A 16498-nucleotide genomic window follows, 5' to 3' on the forward strand; every position below is an offset into this window, starting at 1 on the left:
TCCATATCAGACGAGTCCGAATCTTGAAAAGGGTGCCGCCGCGCTCTTTTGAGACTGGCTCGACGCCTGCGTGACACTCCCTGGACCGGCGCGGACGCCGTGCGCTCAGGTCAGGGCCGTATCGACGATGCGGCGCGGCGTTTCGAGATATTCCTTCGACTGCATTTCGACGATGCGCGACACCGTGCGCGTGAACTCGTTGGCCATCGGGCCTTCCACATAGAGTTCCTCGGGCGGCACCGCGGCCGACATCAGCAGCTTGACCTTGTGGTCGTAGAACACGTCGATGAGCCAGGTGAAGCGGCGTGCTTCGGACTGCATACGAGGCGTCATCTGCGGCACGTCGGAGAGGATCACCGCGTGAAAGCGGCTTGCCAGCTCCAGATAATCGTTCTGCGAACGCGGACCGCCGCACAGCGTCGCGAAATCGAACCACACCACGCCGTCGGCCTTGCGCAGCGCCTTCAGTTCGCGCTTTTCGATGCGCAGCAGCGGGCTTTCGTCGGGGACGGCGGCCAGCTCCGCGAACGAGTGGCGCAGCGCCTTGTCGGCGGCGGCGCCGAGCGGCGTGTGATAGACCTCGACCTGCGCGAGCGTGCGCTGGCGGTAGTCGACGCCCGCATCGACGTTGAGCACGTCGAGCTTGCTCTTGATCAACTCGATCGCAGGCAGCATGCGGTCGCGATGCAGCCCGTCGGGATAGAGCAGATCGGGATCGTAGTTGGACGTCATCACGAACTGCACGCCGTTCTCGAAGAGACGGTCGAGCAGACGGTAAAGGATCATCGCGTCGGCGATGTCCGAGACGTGGAATTCGTCGAAGCAGATCAGGCGATAACGCTTCGCAATGCGGCGCGCGAGTTCGTCGAGCGGATCGGCCTGGCCCTTGAGCTCTTCGAGCTCACGGTGCACTTCGCGCATGAATTCGTGAAAATGCAGACGCGTCTTGCGCTGCAGCGGCACGACAGCATAGAAGCTGTCCATCAGGAAGCTCTTGCCGCGCCCAACGCCGCCCCACATGTAAACGCCGCGCGGCAGGTCCGGGTGAATAAGAAACTTCTTGAAGGCGTTCGAACGCCGCGACTTGTATGCGACCCACTCGTCGTAGCACCGCTGCAGCCGGTCGATCGCGGCGCGTTGCGCCGTATCGGGCTTGTATCCCCGCTTCTGCAGTTCGTTTTCGTAGTATTCGGTGACGTTCATTTTCTAGGCCGCAAATGAGCAAAGGCGGGAGAGCAAAAGCCCACCCGCCTCCGTACGTGATGCTGGGTACTGCGGGGCAGCGTGGCCAAAAAAGTCGGCCGCCCTGCCCTTGGCGCTTACATGTTGAGCGCGCGCTTGTCAGTGGCGAGTGCAGCTTCGCGCATGACTTCGGACAGCGACGGGTGCGGATGGCAGATGCGGCCGATGTCTTCGGCGGCAGCCTTGAATTCCATCGCCACCACGGCTTCCGCGATCAGGTCCGATGCGTTGGCCGAGATGATGTGCACGCCGAGCAGTTCGTCGGTCTTCGCGTCGGCGATCATCTTCACAAAGCCGTCGGCCTTGTTGATGCCGAGCGCGCGGCCGTTCGCCATGAACGGGAACTGGCCCGTCTTGATGTCGCGGCCTTCCGCCTTGAGCTGCTGCTCCGTCTTGCCGACCCATGCGATTTCCGGCTCGGTGTAGATCACCCACGGAATGCAGTTGTAGTCGATGTGCGGCTTCTGGCCGTCGATGATCTCGGCCACCAGCACGCCTTCGTCTTCTGCCTTGTGCGCGAGCATCGGGCCACGCACCACGTCGCCGATCGCGTACACGTTCGGCACCGACGTTGCGCAGTGGTCGTCCACGTCGATGAAGCCGCGCTCATTGGCCTTCAGCCCGATCGCTTCGAGACCGAGGTTGTCGGTGTTCGGCACGCGGCCAACCGACACGATCAGGCGGTCGGCTTCGAGCTTCTGCGCGTTGCCGTCCTTGTCCGTGTAGTTGATCGTGACGCTCTTGTCGGTCGTCGTCACTTCGCCGACCTTCACGCCAACGTGAATGTCGAGACCCTGCTTCTTGAAGAGCTTCGCGGCTTCCTTCGCGAGCGCCTGGTCAGTCGCGCCGAGGAATTCCGGCAGCGCTTCGAGGATCGTGACGTCGGCACCGAGACGGCGCCACACCGAGCCGAGCTCCAGACCGATCACGCCTGCGCCGATCACAGCGAGCTTCTTCGGCACGCTGTCGAACGTGAGCGCGCCTTCGTTGTCGGAGATGATCTTGTTGTCGACCGGAATGCCCGGCAGATGGCGTGCTTTCGAGCCCGTCGCGATGATCACGTTCTTCGCCGTGACGACTTCGGTTTCGCCTTCGCCGCTCACTTCGATCTGCACGCCGGCTTCGTTCTTGCCGGTGAACTTGCCGTGGCCCTTGAGCCACGTGATCTTGTTCTTGCGGAACAGGAACTCGATACCCTTCGTCATCTTCTCGACGATGCCTTCCTTGCGGGCGATCATCTTCGCGACGTCGATCTTCACGTCGCCCACGCTGATGCCGTGGTCAACGAGATGATGCGCGGCATTTTCGAACTCTTCCGACGAGGCGAGCAGCGCCTTCGACGGAATGCAGCCGACGTTCAGGCAGGTGCCGCCGAGCTTCAGCGCGCCGGCCGGGTTCTTCCACTTTTCGATACACGCAACCGACTTGCCGAGCTGTGCGGCGCGGATCGCCGCGATATAGCCGCCGGGGCCGGCGCCGATCACGACGACGTCAAATTCTTTGGACATGGTCATCCTTTCGAGACGTGAGCGCGGCACGCGGAGCCCGGTTTCCGGAATCCGCGCGCACGGCGCTCAGTGTGAGACTTGATGCTTGATGAGGCCGATCTTTACAGGTCGAGCAGCAGACGAGCCGGATCTTCCAGCGCATCCTTCATCGCGACGAGCGACAGGACGGCTTCGCGGCCGTCGATGATGCGGTGGTCGTACGACATCGCGAGGTAGTTCATCGGGCGGATCACGATCTGGCCGTTTTCCACCACAGCGCGTTCCTTCGTCGCGTGCACGCCGAGGATCGCCGACTGCGGCGGGTTGATGATCGGGGTCGAGAGCATCGAGCCGAACACGCCGCCGTTCGAGATCGAGAACGTACCGCCCGTCATTTCTTCGATCGAAAGCTTGCCGTCCTTGGCCTTCTGGCCAAATTCGGCGATCTTCTTCTCGATGTCGGCGAGGCTCATCTGGTCTGCGTTACGCAGGATGGGCACCACCAGACCGCGCGGCGAGCCGACCGCGATACCGATGTCGAAGTAGCCGTGGTAGACGATGTCGTTGCCGTCGATCGACGCGTTGACGAGCGGGAACTTCTTGAGGGCGTGCACTGCGGCCTTCACGAAGAACGACATGAAGCCGAGCTTCACGCCGTGTTCCTTTTCGAACTTGTCCTTGTACTTGTTGCGCAGGTCCATGACCGGCGCCATGTTCACTTCGTTGAACGTCGTGAGGATGGCGTTGGTTTGCTGCGACTCGAGCAGACGCTCGGCGATACGCGCACGCAGACGCGACATCGGCACGCGCTGTTCCGGACGGTCGTTGAGCCAGTTCGCAGCCGATGCCGGTGCGTTGACTTGCGGCAGCGCCGGCTTGGCGGCAGCCGGCTTCGCAGCCGGGGCGGCTGCGGGAGCGGCCTTCGGCGCGCCTGCGCCGAGCACGTCCTGCTTCGTGATGCGGCCGTCACGGCCCGTGCCGGCGACGTCGCCGCCTGCGAGACCCTTCTCTGCCATCAGCTTCGTCGCTGCGGGCGAGGCGACCGTGCTGCTTGCCGTCGTTGCGGCGGCGGCAGCCGGTGCAGCTGCGGGAGCCGCGGCGGCAGCCGGCGCGGCTGCGGCTGCGGGCGCTGCAACGGCGCCAGCCTTGGCTTCCGTGTCGATCCTGGCGATCACCTGTTCGCTGGTGACGGTAGCGCCGTCGCCCACGATGATCTCGGCCAGCACGCCGGCAGCCGGCGCGGGCACTTCGAGCACGACCTTATCGGTTTCGATCTCGATGACAACTTCGTCCTGGGCGATAGCTTCGCCCGGCTTCTTCTTCCACTGCAGCATCGTGCCTTCCGATACCGACTCCGAAAACTGCGGAACTTTGACTTCTACGATAGCCATGTGATTTTCCTGAATACGTATCTGGGTACGAACCGGGTCGCGCACGTGAGCGCGGGAAAGCGCGCGTCGTTCAGCACGCCTTCCCGGTTCGATTTGCTCTAGTGCTTACTTCGCGACCTGCGCGCCCTTCAGGCGGCCGAATGCACCTTCGATCAGCGCCTTCTGCTGCTCGTAGTGCTTCGCGTAGTAGCCGACAGCCGGCGATGCGGAAGCAGGACGGCCGCTGTACGCGAGCTTCATGCCTTCCTTCATGCCTTCCTTCAGGTGGTGCTCGATGTAGAACCACGGGCCCTGATTCTGCGGCTCGTCCTGCACCCAGACCACTTCGGTCGCGTTGTCGTACTTCTTCAGCTCGGCTTCGAACTGCTTGTGAGCAAACGGATAGAGCTGTTCGATACGGATGATCGCGACGTCGTTCGCCTTCGCTTCGCGGCGGTGTGCCACGAGGTCGAAGTACACGCGGCCCGAGCAGGCGACCACGCGCTTGACCTTCTTCGCGTCGATGGCTTCGTCCACTTCGCCGATGACCGGCTGGAACGTGCCCTTCGCGAGTTCGGACAGGTCCGACACGGCTTCCTTGTGACGCAGCAGCGACTTCGGCGTGAAGATGATGAGCGGCTTGCGGAACAGGCGGATCATCTGGCGGCGCAGCACGTGGAAGATCTGGGCCGGCGTGGTCGGCTGAACGACCTGCATGTTGTGCTCGGCGCACAGCTGCAGGAAACGCTCGATACGCGCCGACGAGTGCTCCGGACCCTGGCCTTCATAGCCGTGCGGCAGCAGCATCGTGAGACCCGAAACGCGGCCCCACTTCACTTCGCCCGACGAGATGAACTGGTCGATCACGACCTGCGCACCGTTGACGAAGTCGCCGAACTGGCCTTCCCACGCGACGAGCGTGTTCGGCTCGGCAGTCGAGTAGCCGTATTCGAAGCCCAGCACTGCCTCTTCCGAGAGCACCGAGTCGATCACCGTGAACTGCGCCTGGTTCTCGCCGATGTTCTGCAGCGGCACGTACGTGCCGTCGTCCCAACGCTCGCGGTTCTGGTCATGCAGAACGGCGTGGCGGTGCGTGAACGTGCCGCGGCCCGAGTCCTGGCCCGTCAGGCGAACTGCGTAGCCCGAGGCGACCAGCGACGCGAACGCGAGGTGCTCGCCCATGCCCCAGTCGAGCTTCGCTTCGCCCTTGCCCATCGCGCGGCGGTCGTTGATGACGCGCTCGACCAGCGGGTGAACCTTGAAGTTCTGGGGGATCGTGGTGATGCGCTCAGCCAGACGCTTGAGTTCGGCGAGCGGCACTGCCGTATCGGCTGCGTCGGTCCACTTGCGGTTCAGGAACGGAACCCAGTCCACCGCGTACTTGCTCTTGTAGTTCGAGAGCACGGGGTCGACCGTGTGGTGGCCTTCGTCCATCGCGGCGCGATAGGCCTTGACGTAGTTGTCCGCGTCCTCAGCCGTGATCACGCCTTGCTGCACGAGCTTTTCGGCGTACAGCGCACGGGTGCCCGGGTGCTTCGCGATCGTCTTGTACATCAGCGGCTGCGTGACCGCGGGCGTGTCCTGCTCGTTGTGGCCCAGCTTGCGGAAGCAGATGATGTCGACGACGACATCCTTGTGGAACTGCATGCGGAATTCGACCGCGAGCTGGATCGCCAGCACGACCGCTTCCGGATCGTCGCCGTTCACGTGCAGCACCGGCGCTTCGATCATCTTGACCACGTCGGTACAGTAGAGCGTCGAACGCGCGTCGCGCGGGTCCGAGGTCGTGAAGCCGATCTGGTTGTTGATGACGATGTGCAGCGTGCCGTGCGTGCCGTAGCCGCGCGTTTGCGCGAGGTTCAGCGTTTCCATCACGACGCCCTGGCCTGCGAAGGCCGCGTCGCCGTGGATCTGCACCGGCAGCACCTGCAGGCCGTCTGCATCGCCGCGGCGATCCATACGGGCCTTGGCCGAGCCTTCGACCACCGGGTTGACGATTTCGAGGTGCGACGGGTTGAACGCGAGCGACAGGTGGACCGGACCGCCTTCGGTCGCGACGTCCGACGAGAAGCCCTTGTGGTACTTCACGTCGCCTGCCGGCAGGTCGTCGACGTGCTTGCCTTCGAATTCGGCGAAGAGGTCAGCCGGCATCTTGCCGAGCGTATTGACCAGCACGTTCAGACGGCCGCGGTGAGCCATGCCGATGACGATTTCCTGCACGCCCTTCGCGCCCGCGTGACGAACGACTTCGTCCATCGCGGCGATGAAGGACTCGCCGCCTTCGAGCGAGAAGCGCTTCTGGCCGACGTACTTGGTGTGCAGGAAGCGCTCGAGGCCTTCGGAGGCCGTCAGGCGCTGCAGGATGTGCTTCTTCTTGTCGTTCGAGAAGTTCGGCGTCGAGCGGATCGACTCGAGACGCTCCTTCCACCAGCGCTTCTGTTCAGGATCGCTGATGTACATGTACTCGGCGCCGATCGTACCGCAGTACGTATCGCGCAGCGCCTTGACGATCTCGCGCAGCGTCGCGCGCTCGAAACCGAAGTACAGGTTCGTCGCGCTGAACGTCTGGTCCATGTCGGCTTCGGTGAAGTCGTAGAACGCAGGCTCGAGTTCGGGGATGTTCGGACGTTCGCGACGCTTGAGCGGATCGAGATTGGCCCATTGCGAGCCGAGGAATCGATAAGCGCCAATCAGGGACTGAACGTAGACTTGCTTGCGTGCCGTGGCGAGATCTTCGCCGCCGCCGCGCGGAACAAATGCATTGGCCTTCGCGCGTTGAGCGAAGGATTCGACGATCGGCCCGTGGGCGATGTCGTTGTCTGCCGTGCCACTCGACGACGGCACGTTTTGCAGTGCGTCGAAGTACTCACGCCAGTTGTCCGGAACGGACGCAGGGTTATCAAGATATGCTTCGTATAGCTCTTCGACATACGGAGCATTGCCGCCGAACAAATAGGAGTTCAGCTGGAATTGCTTCATCGTTTCCGACATTTACGCTCACCTTTCTTCGAGTTTCTCGAGAAATAGCGGGTTACTCAACCTTCCGCGCCACGGCCTGACCGTTTAGCGGATTGCGAATCAAGTCTGCTTGGAAGGACCTAAATCATGCATCCGCGGAGTATAGCGCATATGCGCATCTCGCCACAGGATGCAATGCGACCGAACACCACGCGGGAACCCTTTTTCCACGGGCCCTTGCGGCATTCGCAACGCACTCTTCCCGCACCGCAATACAATCCCCGCCAGACGCAAAAAAGCCGCCCTTAAAGCGGCGGCTTTTCTGTGAGTCTTTGTGCATTGCAGTGCAGAAAAAAGCGCTAAAAATGCCAATTACTCGGCAGCGCCTTCGCGGCTCGCGCGGCGACGCTCGTGCTCTTTGAGGTGACGCTTGCGCAGACGGATCGACTGCGGCGTGACTTCCACGAGTTCGTCGTCGTCGATGAATTCCACGGCGTATTCGAGCGACATCTGGATCGGCGGCACGAGGCGCACGGCTTCGTCGGTGCCCGAGGCGCGCACGTTGGTGAGCTGCTTGCCCTTGATCGGGTTCACGACGAGGTCGTTGTCGCGGCTGTGAATGCCGATGATCATGCCTTCGTACAGCGCGTCGCCCGGCTTCACGAACATGCGGCCGCGGTCCTGCAGCTTCCACAGTGCGTAGGCGACAGCGGCGCCGTCGTCCTGCGAGATCAGCACGCCGTTGCGGCGCTCGCCGAGCGAGCCTTCCTTGATCGGACCGTAGGCGTCGAACACGTGGCTCATCAGGCCCGTGCCGCGCGTGAGCGTCATGAATTCGCCCTGGAAGCCGATCAGGCCACGCGCCGGAATACGATACTCGAGACGCGTGCGGCCGCGGCCGTCCGAAGCCATGTCGAGCATTTCGCCCTTGCGGCGGCCCAGTTCTTCCATCACGCCGCCCTGGTGGCCGTCTTCGACGTCCACGGTCAGCATTTCGTACGGCTCCTGCTTCACGCCGTCGACTTCGTGCAGCACCACGCGCGGACGCGACACGGCCAGCTCGTAGCCTTCGCGGCGCATGTTTTCGATCAGGATCGTGAGGTGCAGTTCGCCACGGCCCGACACTTCGAACGTGGTTTCGTCGCCGGTGTCCTTCACGCGCAGCGCGACGTTGTGGTTCAGTTCTTTCGTGAGACGGTCGCGGATCTGGCGGCTCGTCACGAACTTGCCTTCGCGGCCGGCGAGCGGCGACGAGTTCACGAGGAAGTTCATCGTCAGCGTGGGCTCGTCCACCGTGATCATCGGCAGCGCTTCGGGGGTGTCGACCGCGCAGATCGTCGCGCCGATGCCGATGTCTTCAATGCCGTTGATCAGCACGATGTCGCCGGCTTCGGCCGATTCGACCTGCACGCGCTCGAGGCCGCTGAACGACAGCACCTGGTTGATCTTGCGGTTCATCACTTCGCCTTCCGGGCCGAAGCGCAGCGCCACCGGCTGACCCGGCTTGATGCGGCCACGCTTGATACGGCCCACGCCGATACGGCCGACGTAGGTCGAGTAGTCGAGCGAGGTGATCTGCAGCTGCAGCGGGCCTTCCGGATCGGCGTCGCGAACCGGCACGTGCTCGAGCACGGCTTCGAACAGCGGGCGCATGTCGCCTTCGCGCGCATCCGGCGACAGCGAAGCGTAGCCGTTCAGGCCCGAAGCGTAGACCACCGGGAAGTCGAGCTGCTCTTCGGTCGCGCCGAGCTTGTCGAACAGGTCGAAAGTCTGGTTGATCACCCAGTCGATACGGGCGCCCGGACGGTCGATCTTGTTCACGACGACGATCGGCTTGAGGCCGAGCGCGAGCGCCTTCTTCGTGACGAAACGCGTTTGCGGCATCGGGCCTTCGACGGCGTCGACGAGCAGCAGCACCGAGTCGACCATCGACAGCACGCGTTCCACTTCACCGCCGAAGTCGGCGTGGCCCGGGGTGTCGACGATGTTGATGTGGGTGCCCTCGTACTCGACGGCGCAATTCTTCGACAGAATCGTGATCCCGCGCTCTTTTTCGATGTCGTTCGAGTCCATGACGCGTTCGGCGATCTGCTGGTTGTCGCGGAAGGTGCCGGACTGGCGCAGCAGTTGGTCGACGAGCGTGGTCTTGCCGTGGTCGACGTGGGCAATGATGGCGATGTTGCGAAGAGCGCGGGACATAGGAACCTGGGTACAGTTGAGTGCGTCGCGCATGCCCTGCTGGCAGGCCCGGCGAGGGCGCGCGGCCGCCGCTTCGACCCGCCCCGGACTTGCTGCCGGCGGGTCAATTCAGCATCGCTGCGATGACGCACTTTTGGGAACCTGAAATTATAGCACGCGCAGATGAATTGATCTCGCGCATATCAGGAAGCACCCTGGATCGGGGCGGCCGGCGTCGCAACCGCGCAACGCGGGTAAAAATTCGACGGGCGCCGCCGCGCGCCGTTCACGCCGGATTTTCCCATGCCCACGGGGCCGGATTAAGCCCCTACTCTGCAAAGGTTTCTCGGCAAAGGCAGAATAAACCTTGCCGCGTCAACTAACCGCCCCTATAATCCCTGCCTGGTCAACCATTGCACTCGCAGCTGAATCATGACGGATCCGACTCCCACGCCCCCGCCCGAAGTCCGCGACTACGACCTCGGCGAAAGCGTCGGCTACCTGATCTCGCGGGTGAAATCGACGATGTCGAACATGGTCACCCAGCGCGCCGTCGCCGAACTCGGCGTCACGAGCCAGCAGGCCAGCATCCTCTTCATGGTGGCGACCGGCAAATGCACGCTCGCAGCCGAACTCGCCCGCGAGTACGGCATCGACGCAAGCGCCGTCACACGTCTCGTCGACCGGCTGGAGAAGCGCGGGCTCCTCAAGCGCGTGCGCAGCTCCGAAGATCGCCGCGCGGTGCGCCTCGCGCTCACGCCCGAGGGCCTTGCCATCGCCGCGCGCATGCCGGCGATTTTCCGCAGTGTCACCGAGCATCTGTCGGCCGGATTCACGCCTGAGGAAGTGGGCTTCCTGAAGAGCATGTTGCGGCGGATTCTTTCGAATAGCTGCGAAGCTAGCCAGAGTTCGAACCCGAATCCGCCCGAGAATTGATGACGGGGCAAGCAAATTTGAAATCGCCGAACAAGAAAATAGCTGCAGCGTCCAGTATCACCACACACTCTCACGCATCGAGACGAGCAATGAAATCCCAAACCGAGTTTGCGCCAGTTCCGGCCGTGCGGGCACTGTCCTGCCGGGCGGCGGTCGCCGCCGCGGTCGCGGCGCTCGCCCTTGCGGGTTGCGCGAACTACATCGGCATCAAGAGCGACAAGACCATCGATCAGCCGCAGCAGTTCGAAAGCTCGCAGAGCATTCCGGCGCAAGGCGGCCAGTGGCCGACGCTCGACTGGGCAAACCAGTTCGGCGATCCGCAGTTGCCCAAGCTGATCGACGAGGCGCTCGAAGGCAGCCCGACCATCGCTCAGGCGCAGGCGCGCCTCGCCAAGGCCTCGTCGTATATCGAAACCTCGCGCTCGGCGCTCTTCCCGAAGGCCAACCTGAGCTACTCGTGGACGCGCGAGCTGTACTCGGCCAACGCCCTGTTCCCGCCCCCGTATGGCGGCACCTGGTATAGCGAGAACAACGTGCTCGCCAGCGCCTCGTGGGATCTGGACCTCTGGGGCAAGAACCGTCAGCGCCTCGCGCAAGCCGTGTCCTCGCAGCGTGCCGCCGAGGCCGACATGCAGCAGGCGCGCATCACGCTCGCCTCGTCGGTCGCCCGCACGTACAACCAGCTCGCCCAGCTCTACGAGCTGCGCGACATCGCTGTGCACGAGATCGACAACCGCAAGACCATCGGCACGATCACGAACGGCCGCGTGGTGGCGGGCCTCGATACCAACGTCGAGAAACAGACCGCGAACGGCAACATCGCGACGAGCCAGGCGAACCTCTCGCAGATCGACGGCCAGATCGAATCCGTGCGCTACCAGCTCGGCGCGCTGCTCGGCAAGGGCCCCGACCGCGGCCTGCAGATCGCGCAACCGGTCCTCAACCCGGTCGCCAACGTCGCCCTGCCCGACAATCTGCCCGCCGACCTGCTCGCGCGCCGCCCCGACATCGTCGCCGCGCGCTGGCAGGTGGAAGCCGCGATGCACGACGTGAAGGAAGCCAAGGCCGAGTTCTATCCCGACGTGAACCTTGCTGCCGGCTTCGGCTTCGACGCGTTCGGCTGGGGCAAATTCCTGAACTTCACGAGCCGCCAGGCGAACATCGGCCCCGCCGTGCATTTGCCGCTCTTCGACGCGGGCGCGCTGCGCGCGCAACTGAAGGGCCGCTACGCAGACTTCGAGCTCGATGTCGCGAACTACAACCAGACGCTGATCGGCGCGTTCCAGGACGTGGCGACCAACGTGTCGACGATCCGCTCGGCAGACCGGCAACTGGTGGACGCCGATCGCGCGCTCGACGCGTCGACCAAGGCCTGGCAGCTCGCGGTGATCCGCTACAAGGCGGGGCTCTCCGAGCAGCTTCAGGTGCTCACCGCCGACCAGAACCGCCTCGCCGCGGAGCAGACGGTGTCGAACCTGAAGGCGCAGCGCCGCGACCAGCAGATGGCGCTCATCAAGTCGCTTGGCGGCGGCTTCGAAGCGCAAGGCGCGGGGCTCACGCCGCCGGCCGAAGTCGGCAGCGAAGCGCGGGGCCAGAGCGACGTGAACGGCGCACCGTGGCGCGGTACGCGCTCGCCGCAGAACGCGGCAGCGGCGGCGAACGCTGCAAACGCCGCGCCCGTGTCGAACTGAGCGCCGAGCAGCACACGAACATCAAAAACTGAACGAACAGCACGCAAGCATCCGGAGATCCTTCCATGAGCACCCCCCAGCAGCCGGCGGCCAACCCGCAGCCGAACGCGAACAGCGGCAAGCGCAAGCGCATGATGACGCTGCTTGTCCTCGTGATCGTGATTGCAGCCGTTGCCTACGGCCTCTACTACTTCCTCGTCGCACGCTTCACCGAAAGCACGGACGACGCCTACGTGAATGGCAACGTCGTGCAGATTACGCCGCAGGTCACCGGCACGGTGATCGCACTGAAAGCAGACGACACGCAAACCGTGAACGTCGGCGACCCGCTCGTGCTGCTTGATCCGGCCGACGCACGCGTAACGCTCGAGCAAACCGAAGCGCAACTCGCGCAGACGGTGCGCCAGGTGCGCGGCCTCTTCGCCGACGACAGCCAGTACGAAGCGCAAGTCGCCCAGCGTCAGTCCGACCTCTCGCGTGCGCAGGACGACCTGCGCCGCCGCATGCAGGTCGCGCAGACGGGCGCCGTCTCGCAGGAAGAGATCTCGCACGCACGCGACGCCGTGCGCAGTGCCGAAGCCGCGCTCGAAGCCGCACAGCAGCAGCTCGCCGCAAACCGCGCGCTGACCGCGAACACGACCATCGCCAATCACCCGAACGTGGAAGCCGCCGCCGCCAAGGTGCGCGACGCCTATCTGGCGAATGCGCGCAACACGCTGCCCGCACCGGTTACCGGCTACGTGGCCAAGCGCTCGGTGCAGGTGGGCCAGCGCGTCTCGCCGGGTAATCCGCTCATGTCGGTGGTGCCGCTGAACTCGCTGTGGGTCGACGCCAACTTCAAGGAAGTGCAGCTCAAGCACATGCGCATCGGCCAGCCGGTCGAGATGACGGCCGACGTCTATGGCTCGTCGGTCGTCTACCACGGCAAGGTGGTGGGCTTCTCGGCGGGCACGGGTTCGGCCTTCTCGCTGCTGCCGGCGCAGAACGCGACGGGTAACTGGATCAAGGTGGTGCAGCGCCTGCCGGTGCGTATCTCGCTCGATCCGGAAGACCTGCAGAAGCACCCGCTGCGTATCGGCCTCTCGATGCAGGTGGACGTGAGCATCCGCAACGATTCGGGCACGCAGCTCGGCAATGCGCAGAACACCGTCTACGAGACCGATGTGTTCGCCAAGTACGGCGCGGAAGCCGACGCGGAAATCGCGCGCATCATCGCCGAAAACGCCGGTCCGAACGCGCACAAGGCGGCTAGCGTCAGCAACAACGCCAGCGGCGCGACCGGCAACGCATCCGCAAAGGCGCAGGTGTCGTCCGCTCACGCGGCGAAGCCGGGCGCAAAAGGCTGATTGAAGCCCTGATAAAAGCACTCGCAGACGCCGGCGCGGGCTGATCGTCAGCCCGCGCCGCTTTGTTTCGCGCGGCCTCCAACAGGTCAACAAGAAAGGACGCCATGGCAGCAGCACAACAACCCGTCGCGCATCCGCCGCTACAGGGCGCGCAACTCGTGATCGGCACCATCGCGGTGTCGCTCGCGGTGTTCATGAACGTGCTCGACACCTCGATCGCGAACGTGTCGATCCCGTCGATCTCGGGCGACCTCGGCGTGTCGTCGGACCAGGGCACGTGGGTCATCACCTCGTTCGCGGTGGCCAACGCGATCTCCGTGCCGCTCACCGGCTGGCTCACACAGCGTTTCGGCCAGGTGCGCCTGTTCATGGCGTCGATCATCCTGTTCGTGATCTCGTCATGGATGTGCGGCCTCGCGCCCACGCTGCCCTTCCTGCTCGCCTCGCGCGTGCTGCAAGGCGCCGTCGCCGGCCCGATGATCCCGCTTTCGCAAACGCTGCTGCTCGCGAGCTACCCGCGCGCGAAGGCGCCCATGGCGCTCTCGATGTGGTCGATGACCACGCTGATCGCGCCGGTGGCCGGCCCGATTCTAGGCGGCTGGATCTCCGACAACATTTCGTGGCCCTGGATCTTCTACGTGAACATTCCGGTGGGCATCGTCGCGGCGCTCGCCACGTGGGCGATCTTCCGCAATCGCGATTCGGAGGTGAGGAAGGCGCCGATCGACGGCGTGGGCCTCGCGCTCCTCATCATCTGGGTGGGCTCGCTGCAGGTGATGCTCGACAAGGGCAAGGACCTCGACTGGTTCTCGTCCACCACGGTCGTCGTGCTCGCGCTCACCGCCGTGATCGCATTCGCGTTCTTCGTGGTGTGGGAGCTGACCGCGGATCACCCTGTGGTCGACCTGTCGCTGTTTGCGCGACGCAATTTCACGGGCGGCACGATTGCGCTTTCGGTGGGCTACGGGCTGTATTTCGGCAATCTCGTGCTACTGCCGCTGTGGCTGCAAACCACCCTCGGCTACACCGCAACGGACGCGGGCCTCGTGATGGCGCCCGTGGGCTTCTTCGCCATCCTGCTCTCGCCGATCACGGGCAAGATCTTGCCGCGCACCGACCCGCGTTATATCGCGACGACAGCCTTCATCGTGTTTGCGCTGTGCTTCTGGATGCGCTCGCAATATACGACGGGCGTGGACACGTGGGCGCTTACGCTGCCTACGCTCATCCAGGGCATCGGCATGGCGGGTCTGTTCATTCCACTCGTGTCGATCACGCTGTCGGGTCTGCCGGGCCATCGCATTCCCGCGGCCTCGGGCCTGTCGAACTTCGTGCGGATCATGTGCGGCGGTATCGGCACCTCGATCTTCGAAACAGCGTGGGATCACCGGACGACGTTTCACCACGCGCGCCTGAACGAAGTGGCTACGCCGACCAACCCGGTCTTCAACCAGTCGATGCAGCAGTTCCAGGGCGCGGGTCTCGATCCTTCCCAGGCGCACGGGCTCTTCGACCGGATGCTCTCGCAGCAGGCCGCGCAACTCGGCGTGAACGACCTGTTCTGGATTTCCTCGATGATCTTCATCGTGCTGATCGCACTCATCTGGATCACGCGGCCCGAGCGTGCCGGTGGCGCGGACGCGGGTGCAGCGGCTTCGGCAGCGCACTGAGGTCGATGCGCTAGTGCTTGCAGGTGTCCATAGCAAAACGGCACGTCCGGTTCCTCACCGACGTGCCGTTTTTTTTCGTGCGCACCAGGCGTGACGCAAGCGTACTCAGGCTGCGCCGCTGACCACCAGCCGCTCCGGCGCAAGCACGCCGTTCGCGGCCTTCGCGACGCCAAGCAGGCGCCCATCCTCTGCATAGACGCGCACGCGTTCAGCCGCTTCGCAAACCGCGCGATCGAGCACCAGCTCGTTGAGCGGCAAGCGCTGGCCATGCGTGAAGCGGCGCGCCGCCTCTACATTGAGCGTCACGGCGGGGAACGTGGAGAGCAGCGCATCGACGGGACGCAGCCAGGTGTCGCGCTCGGGCTCGTCGGCGGCGGTGAGTGCGTCGAGCGTCACTGCATGCTCGAGCGTGAGCGCGCCCACACCGGTACGCCGCAGCATCACGAGATGCGCGCCGCAGCCAAGCGCCTCGCCGATATCTTCGGCAAGCGTGCGGACGTACGTGCCCTTGCTGCAGGTCACGCGAAACGTCACCTCGGGAACCTCGGGAAGCGCGCTGGCGATCATCTCCAACGCAAGGATCTTCACCTCGCGCCCTTCCCGCTCGACCGTCTGGCCCGCACGCGCATATTCGTAGAGCGGCTTGCCGTCGCGCTTGAGCGCCGAATACATCGGCGGCACCTGCACGATGTCGCCGAGGAAGCGCGTCATCGTCTCACGCACGGCGGCTTCGTCGCAGGTGACCTCGCGCGTTTCGATCGCCTCGCCTTCGGCGTCGCCGGTGGCCGTGCGAATGCCGAGGCGCATGGTCGCCTCATAGGTCTTGTCGGCTTCGAGCAGATCCTGCGAAAACTTGGTCGCCTCGCCGAAGCACAGCGGCAGCAGACCCGACGCGAGCGGGTCGAGCGTGCCGGTGTGGCCGGCCTTCTTCACGCGGTACAGGCGCTTCGCACGAATCAACGCGTCGTTGCTCGAAAGGCCAACGGGCTTGTCGAGCAGCAGCACGCCGTCGAGCAGGCGGCGCGGGACTCTCGGTCGCGCCGCATCAGATCGCTGCCCGCCATGATTCTGTTTCGATGATGCAGTCATTGCCCGCGTCAGTCGTCCTTCGCGCGCGTCGCGTTCGCCTCGTCGATCAGGCGCGACATCTCGACACCCTTCTCGACCGACTGGTCATAGTGGAAATGCAGCGTCGGCACCGTGTGAATATGCAGGCGCTTGAAGAGCTGGTTGTGCAGATGACCTGCGGCGTGATTGAGCGCTTCCTGCGTGGTCTTCGGGTCGCCCGTGAGGGTCGTGAAGTAGACCTTGGCGTGCGCATAGTCGGGCGTGAGTTCCACGCTCTGGATCGTCACGAGCCCGATTCGCGGGTCCTTGACTTCGCGCATCAGCTCAGACAGATCCCGCTGGATCTGATCCGCGATCTGCACGTTGCGATTCGGGGAAGTACGTTTTTTCGGCATGATGGTTCCACCTCTTTATCTGCGAGGCATTCGGGCGGCGTTGCGTCCATGAAGGCGCACACGGCCGCGCAAAAAACAAAACGGGCGGGGCTGGCCAGCGCCTGCCCCGCCCGTTATCGGCAAAACCGCGGCAAACCCGCGGTCAGGCGGGCGACCC

11 protein-coding genes are annotated in these 16498 nt (G+C 64.2%); 4 read left to right on the plus strand and 7 right to left on the minus strand.

Annotated features, from left to right (window positions below):
* Positions 1-105: 105 nt before the first annotated feature.
* From zapE to typA, 5 genes are all read right to left on the minus strand, one after another.
* A complete protein-coding gene (gene zapE, locus AB3X98_RS22140; RefSeq protein WP_069267865.1) occupies positions 106-1203 on the minus strand; it encodes a cell division protein ZapE in 1098 nt (365 codons plus the stop codon).
* A 116-nt stretch (positions 1204-1319) separates the two neighbouring features.
* The gene (gene lpdA / locus AB3X98_RS22145; RefSeq protein WP_342945608.1) at positions 1320-2750 is read right to left on the minus strand and encodes a dihydrolipoyl dehydrogenase; all 1431 of its coding nucleotides are present in this window, start codon (positions 2748-2750) and stop codon (positions 1320-1322) included.
* A gap of 101 nt (positions 2751-2851) precedes the next feature.
* A complete protein-coding gene (gene odhB / locus AB3X98_RS22150; RefSeq protein ID WP_368604101.1) occupies positions 2852-4120 on the minus strand; it encodes a 2-oxoglutarate dehydrogenase complex dihydrolipoyllysine-residue succinyltransferase in 1269 nt (422 codons plus the stop codon).
* Between the two features lie 105 nt (positions 4121-4225).
* On the minus strand, positions 4226-7090 hold the full coding sequence (locus AB3X98_RS22155; protein ID WP_069267868.1) for a 2-oxoglutarate dehydrogenase E1 component: 2865 nt from the start codon (positions 7088-7090) through the stop codon (positions 4226-4228).
* 339 nt (positions 7091-7429) lie between these two features.
* The gene (gene typA, locus AB3X98_RS22160; RefSeq protein WP_069267869.1) at positions 7430-9256 is read right to left on the minus strand and encodes a translational GTPase TypA; all 1827 of its coding nucleotides are present in this window, start codon (positions 9254-9256) and stop codon (positions 7430-7432) included.
* A gap of 411 nt (positions 9257-9667) precedes the next feature.
* Between typA and AB3X98_RS22165 the strand changes: the two genes are divergently transcribed.
* The 4 genes from AB3X98_RS22165 to AB3X98_RS22180 all read left to right on the plus strand — a co-directional run bounded on the left by AB3X98_RS22165 (position 9668) and on the right by AB3X98_RS22180 (position 14878).
* Positions 9668-10171: a MarR family winged helix-turn-helix transcriptional regulator gene (locus tag AB3X98_RS22165; protein ID WP_133184202.1), complete on the plus strand. Its 504-nt coding sequence runs from the start codon at positions 9668-9670 to the stop codon at positions 10169-10171.
* Positions 10172-10260: 89 nt separating this feature from the next.
* On the plus strand, positions 10261-11862 hold the full coding sequence (locus tag AB3X98_RS22170) for an efflux transporter outer membrane subunit (protein WP_342945606.1): 1602 nt from the start codon (positions 10261-10263) through the stop codon (positions 11860-11862).
* 65 nt (positions 11863-11927) lie between these two features.
* The gene (locus AB3X98_RS22175; protein ID WP_368604100.1) at positions 11928-13208 is read left to right on the plus strand and encodes an EmrA/EmrK family multidrug efflux transporter periplasmic adaptor subunit; all 1281 of its coding nucleotides are present in this window, start codon (positions 11928-11930) and stop codon (positions 13206-13208) included.
* A 104-nt stretch (positions 13209-13312) separates the two neighbouring features.
* A complete protein-coding gene (locus AB3X98_RS22180; RefSeq protein ID WP_342945604.1) occupies positions 13313-14878 on the plus strand; it encodes a DHA2 family efflux MFS transporter permease subunit in 1566 nt (521 codons plus the stop codon).
* A gap of 105 nt (positions 14879-14983) precedes the next feature.
* Here the strand turns inward: AB3X98_RS22180 and truB are convergent, their stop codons facing one another.
* Positions 14984-15967: a tRNA pseudouridine(55) synthase TruB gene (gene truB, locus AB3X98_RS22185; protein WP_069267873.1), complete on the minus strand. Its 984-nt coding sequence runs from the start codon at positions 15965-15967 to the stop codon at positions 14984-14986.
* Positions 15968-15975: 8 nt separating this feature from the next.
* Positions 15976-16341 (minus strand): 30S ribosome-binding factor RbfA, encoded by a 366-nt coding sequence (gene rbfA / locus AB3X98_RS22190; protein ID WP_042272510.1) that lies wholly within the window; start codon positions 16339-16341, stop codon positions 15976-15978.
* Positions 16342-16498: the final 157 nt, after the last annotated feature.

It is taken from the genome of Paraburkholderia sp. BR14312, assembly GCF_040948675.1.
Lineage (GTDB): Bacteria > Pseudomonadota > Gammaproteobacteria > Burkholderiales > Burkholderiaceae > Paraburkholderia > Paraburkholderia nodosa_A.

What these genes read in the sequence shown, in the direction of transcription:
- zapE (WP_069267865.1), bottom strand. Translation starts at nt 1,203, where the DNA reads ATGAACGTCACCGAATACTACGAAAACGAACTGCAGAAGCGGGGATAC.
- lpdA (WP_342945608.1), bottom strand. Translation starts at nt 2,750, where the DNA reads ATGTCCAAAGAATTTGACGTCGTCGTGATCGGCGCCGGCCCCGGCGGC.
- odhB (WP_368604101.1), bottom strand. Translation starts at nt 4,120, where the DNA reads ATGGCTATCGTAGAAGTCAAAGTTCCGCAGTTTTCGGAGTCGGTATCG.
- AB3X98_RS22155 (WP_069267868.1), bottom strand. Translation starts at nt 7,090, where the DNA reads ATGTCGGAAACGATGAAGCAATTCCAGCTGAACTCCTATTTGTTCGGC.
- typA (WP_069267869.1), bottom strand. Translation starts at nt 9,256, where the DNA reads ATGTCCCGCGCTCTTCGCAACATCGCCATCATTGCCCACGTCGACCAC.
- AB3X98_RS22165 (WP_133184202.1), top strand. Translation starts at nt 9,668, where the DNA reads ATGACGGATCCGACTCCCACGCCCCCGCCCGAAGTCCGCGACTACGAC.
- AB3X98_RS22170 (WP_342945606.1), top strand. Translation starts at nt 10,261, where the DNA reads ATGAAATCCCAAACCGAGTTTGCGCCAGTTCCGGCCGTGCGGGCACTG.
- AB3X98_RS22175 (WP_368604100.1), top strand. Translation starts at nt 11,928, where the DNA reads ATGAGCACCCCCCAGCAGCCGGCGGCCAACCCGCAGCCGAACGCGAAC.
- AB3X98_RS22180 (WP_342945604.1), top strand. Translation starts at nt 13,313, where the DNA reads ATGGCAGCAGCACAACAACCCGTCGCGCATCCGCCGCTACAGGGCGCG.
- truB (WP_069267873.1), bottom strand. Translation starts at nt 15,967, where the DNA reads ATGACTGCATCATCGAAACAGAATCATGGCGGGCAGCGATCTGATGCG.
- rbfA (WP_042272510.1), bottom strand. Translation starts at nt 16,341, where the DNA reads ATGCCGAAAAAACGTACTTCCCCGAATCGCAACGTGCAGATCGCGGAT.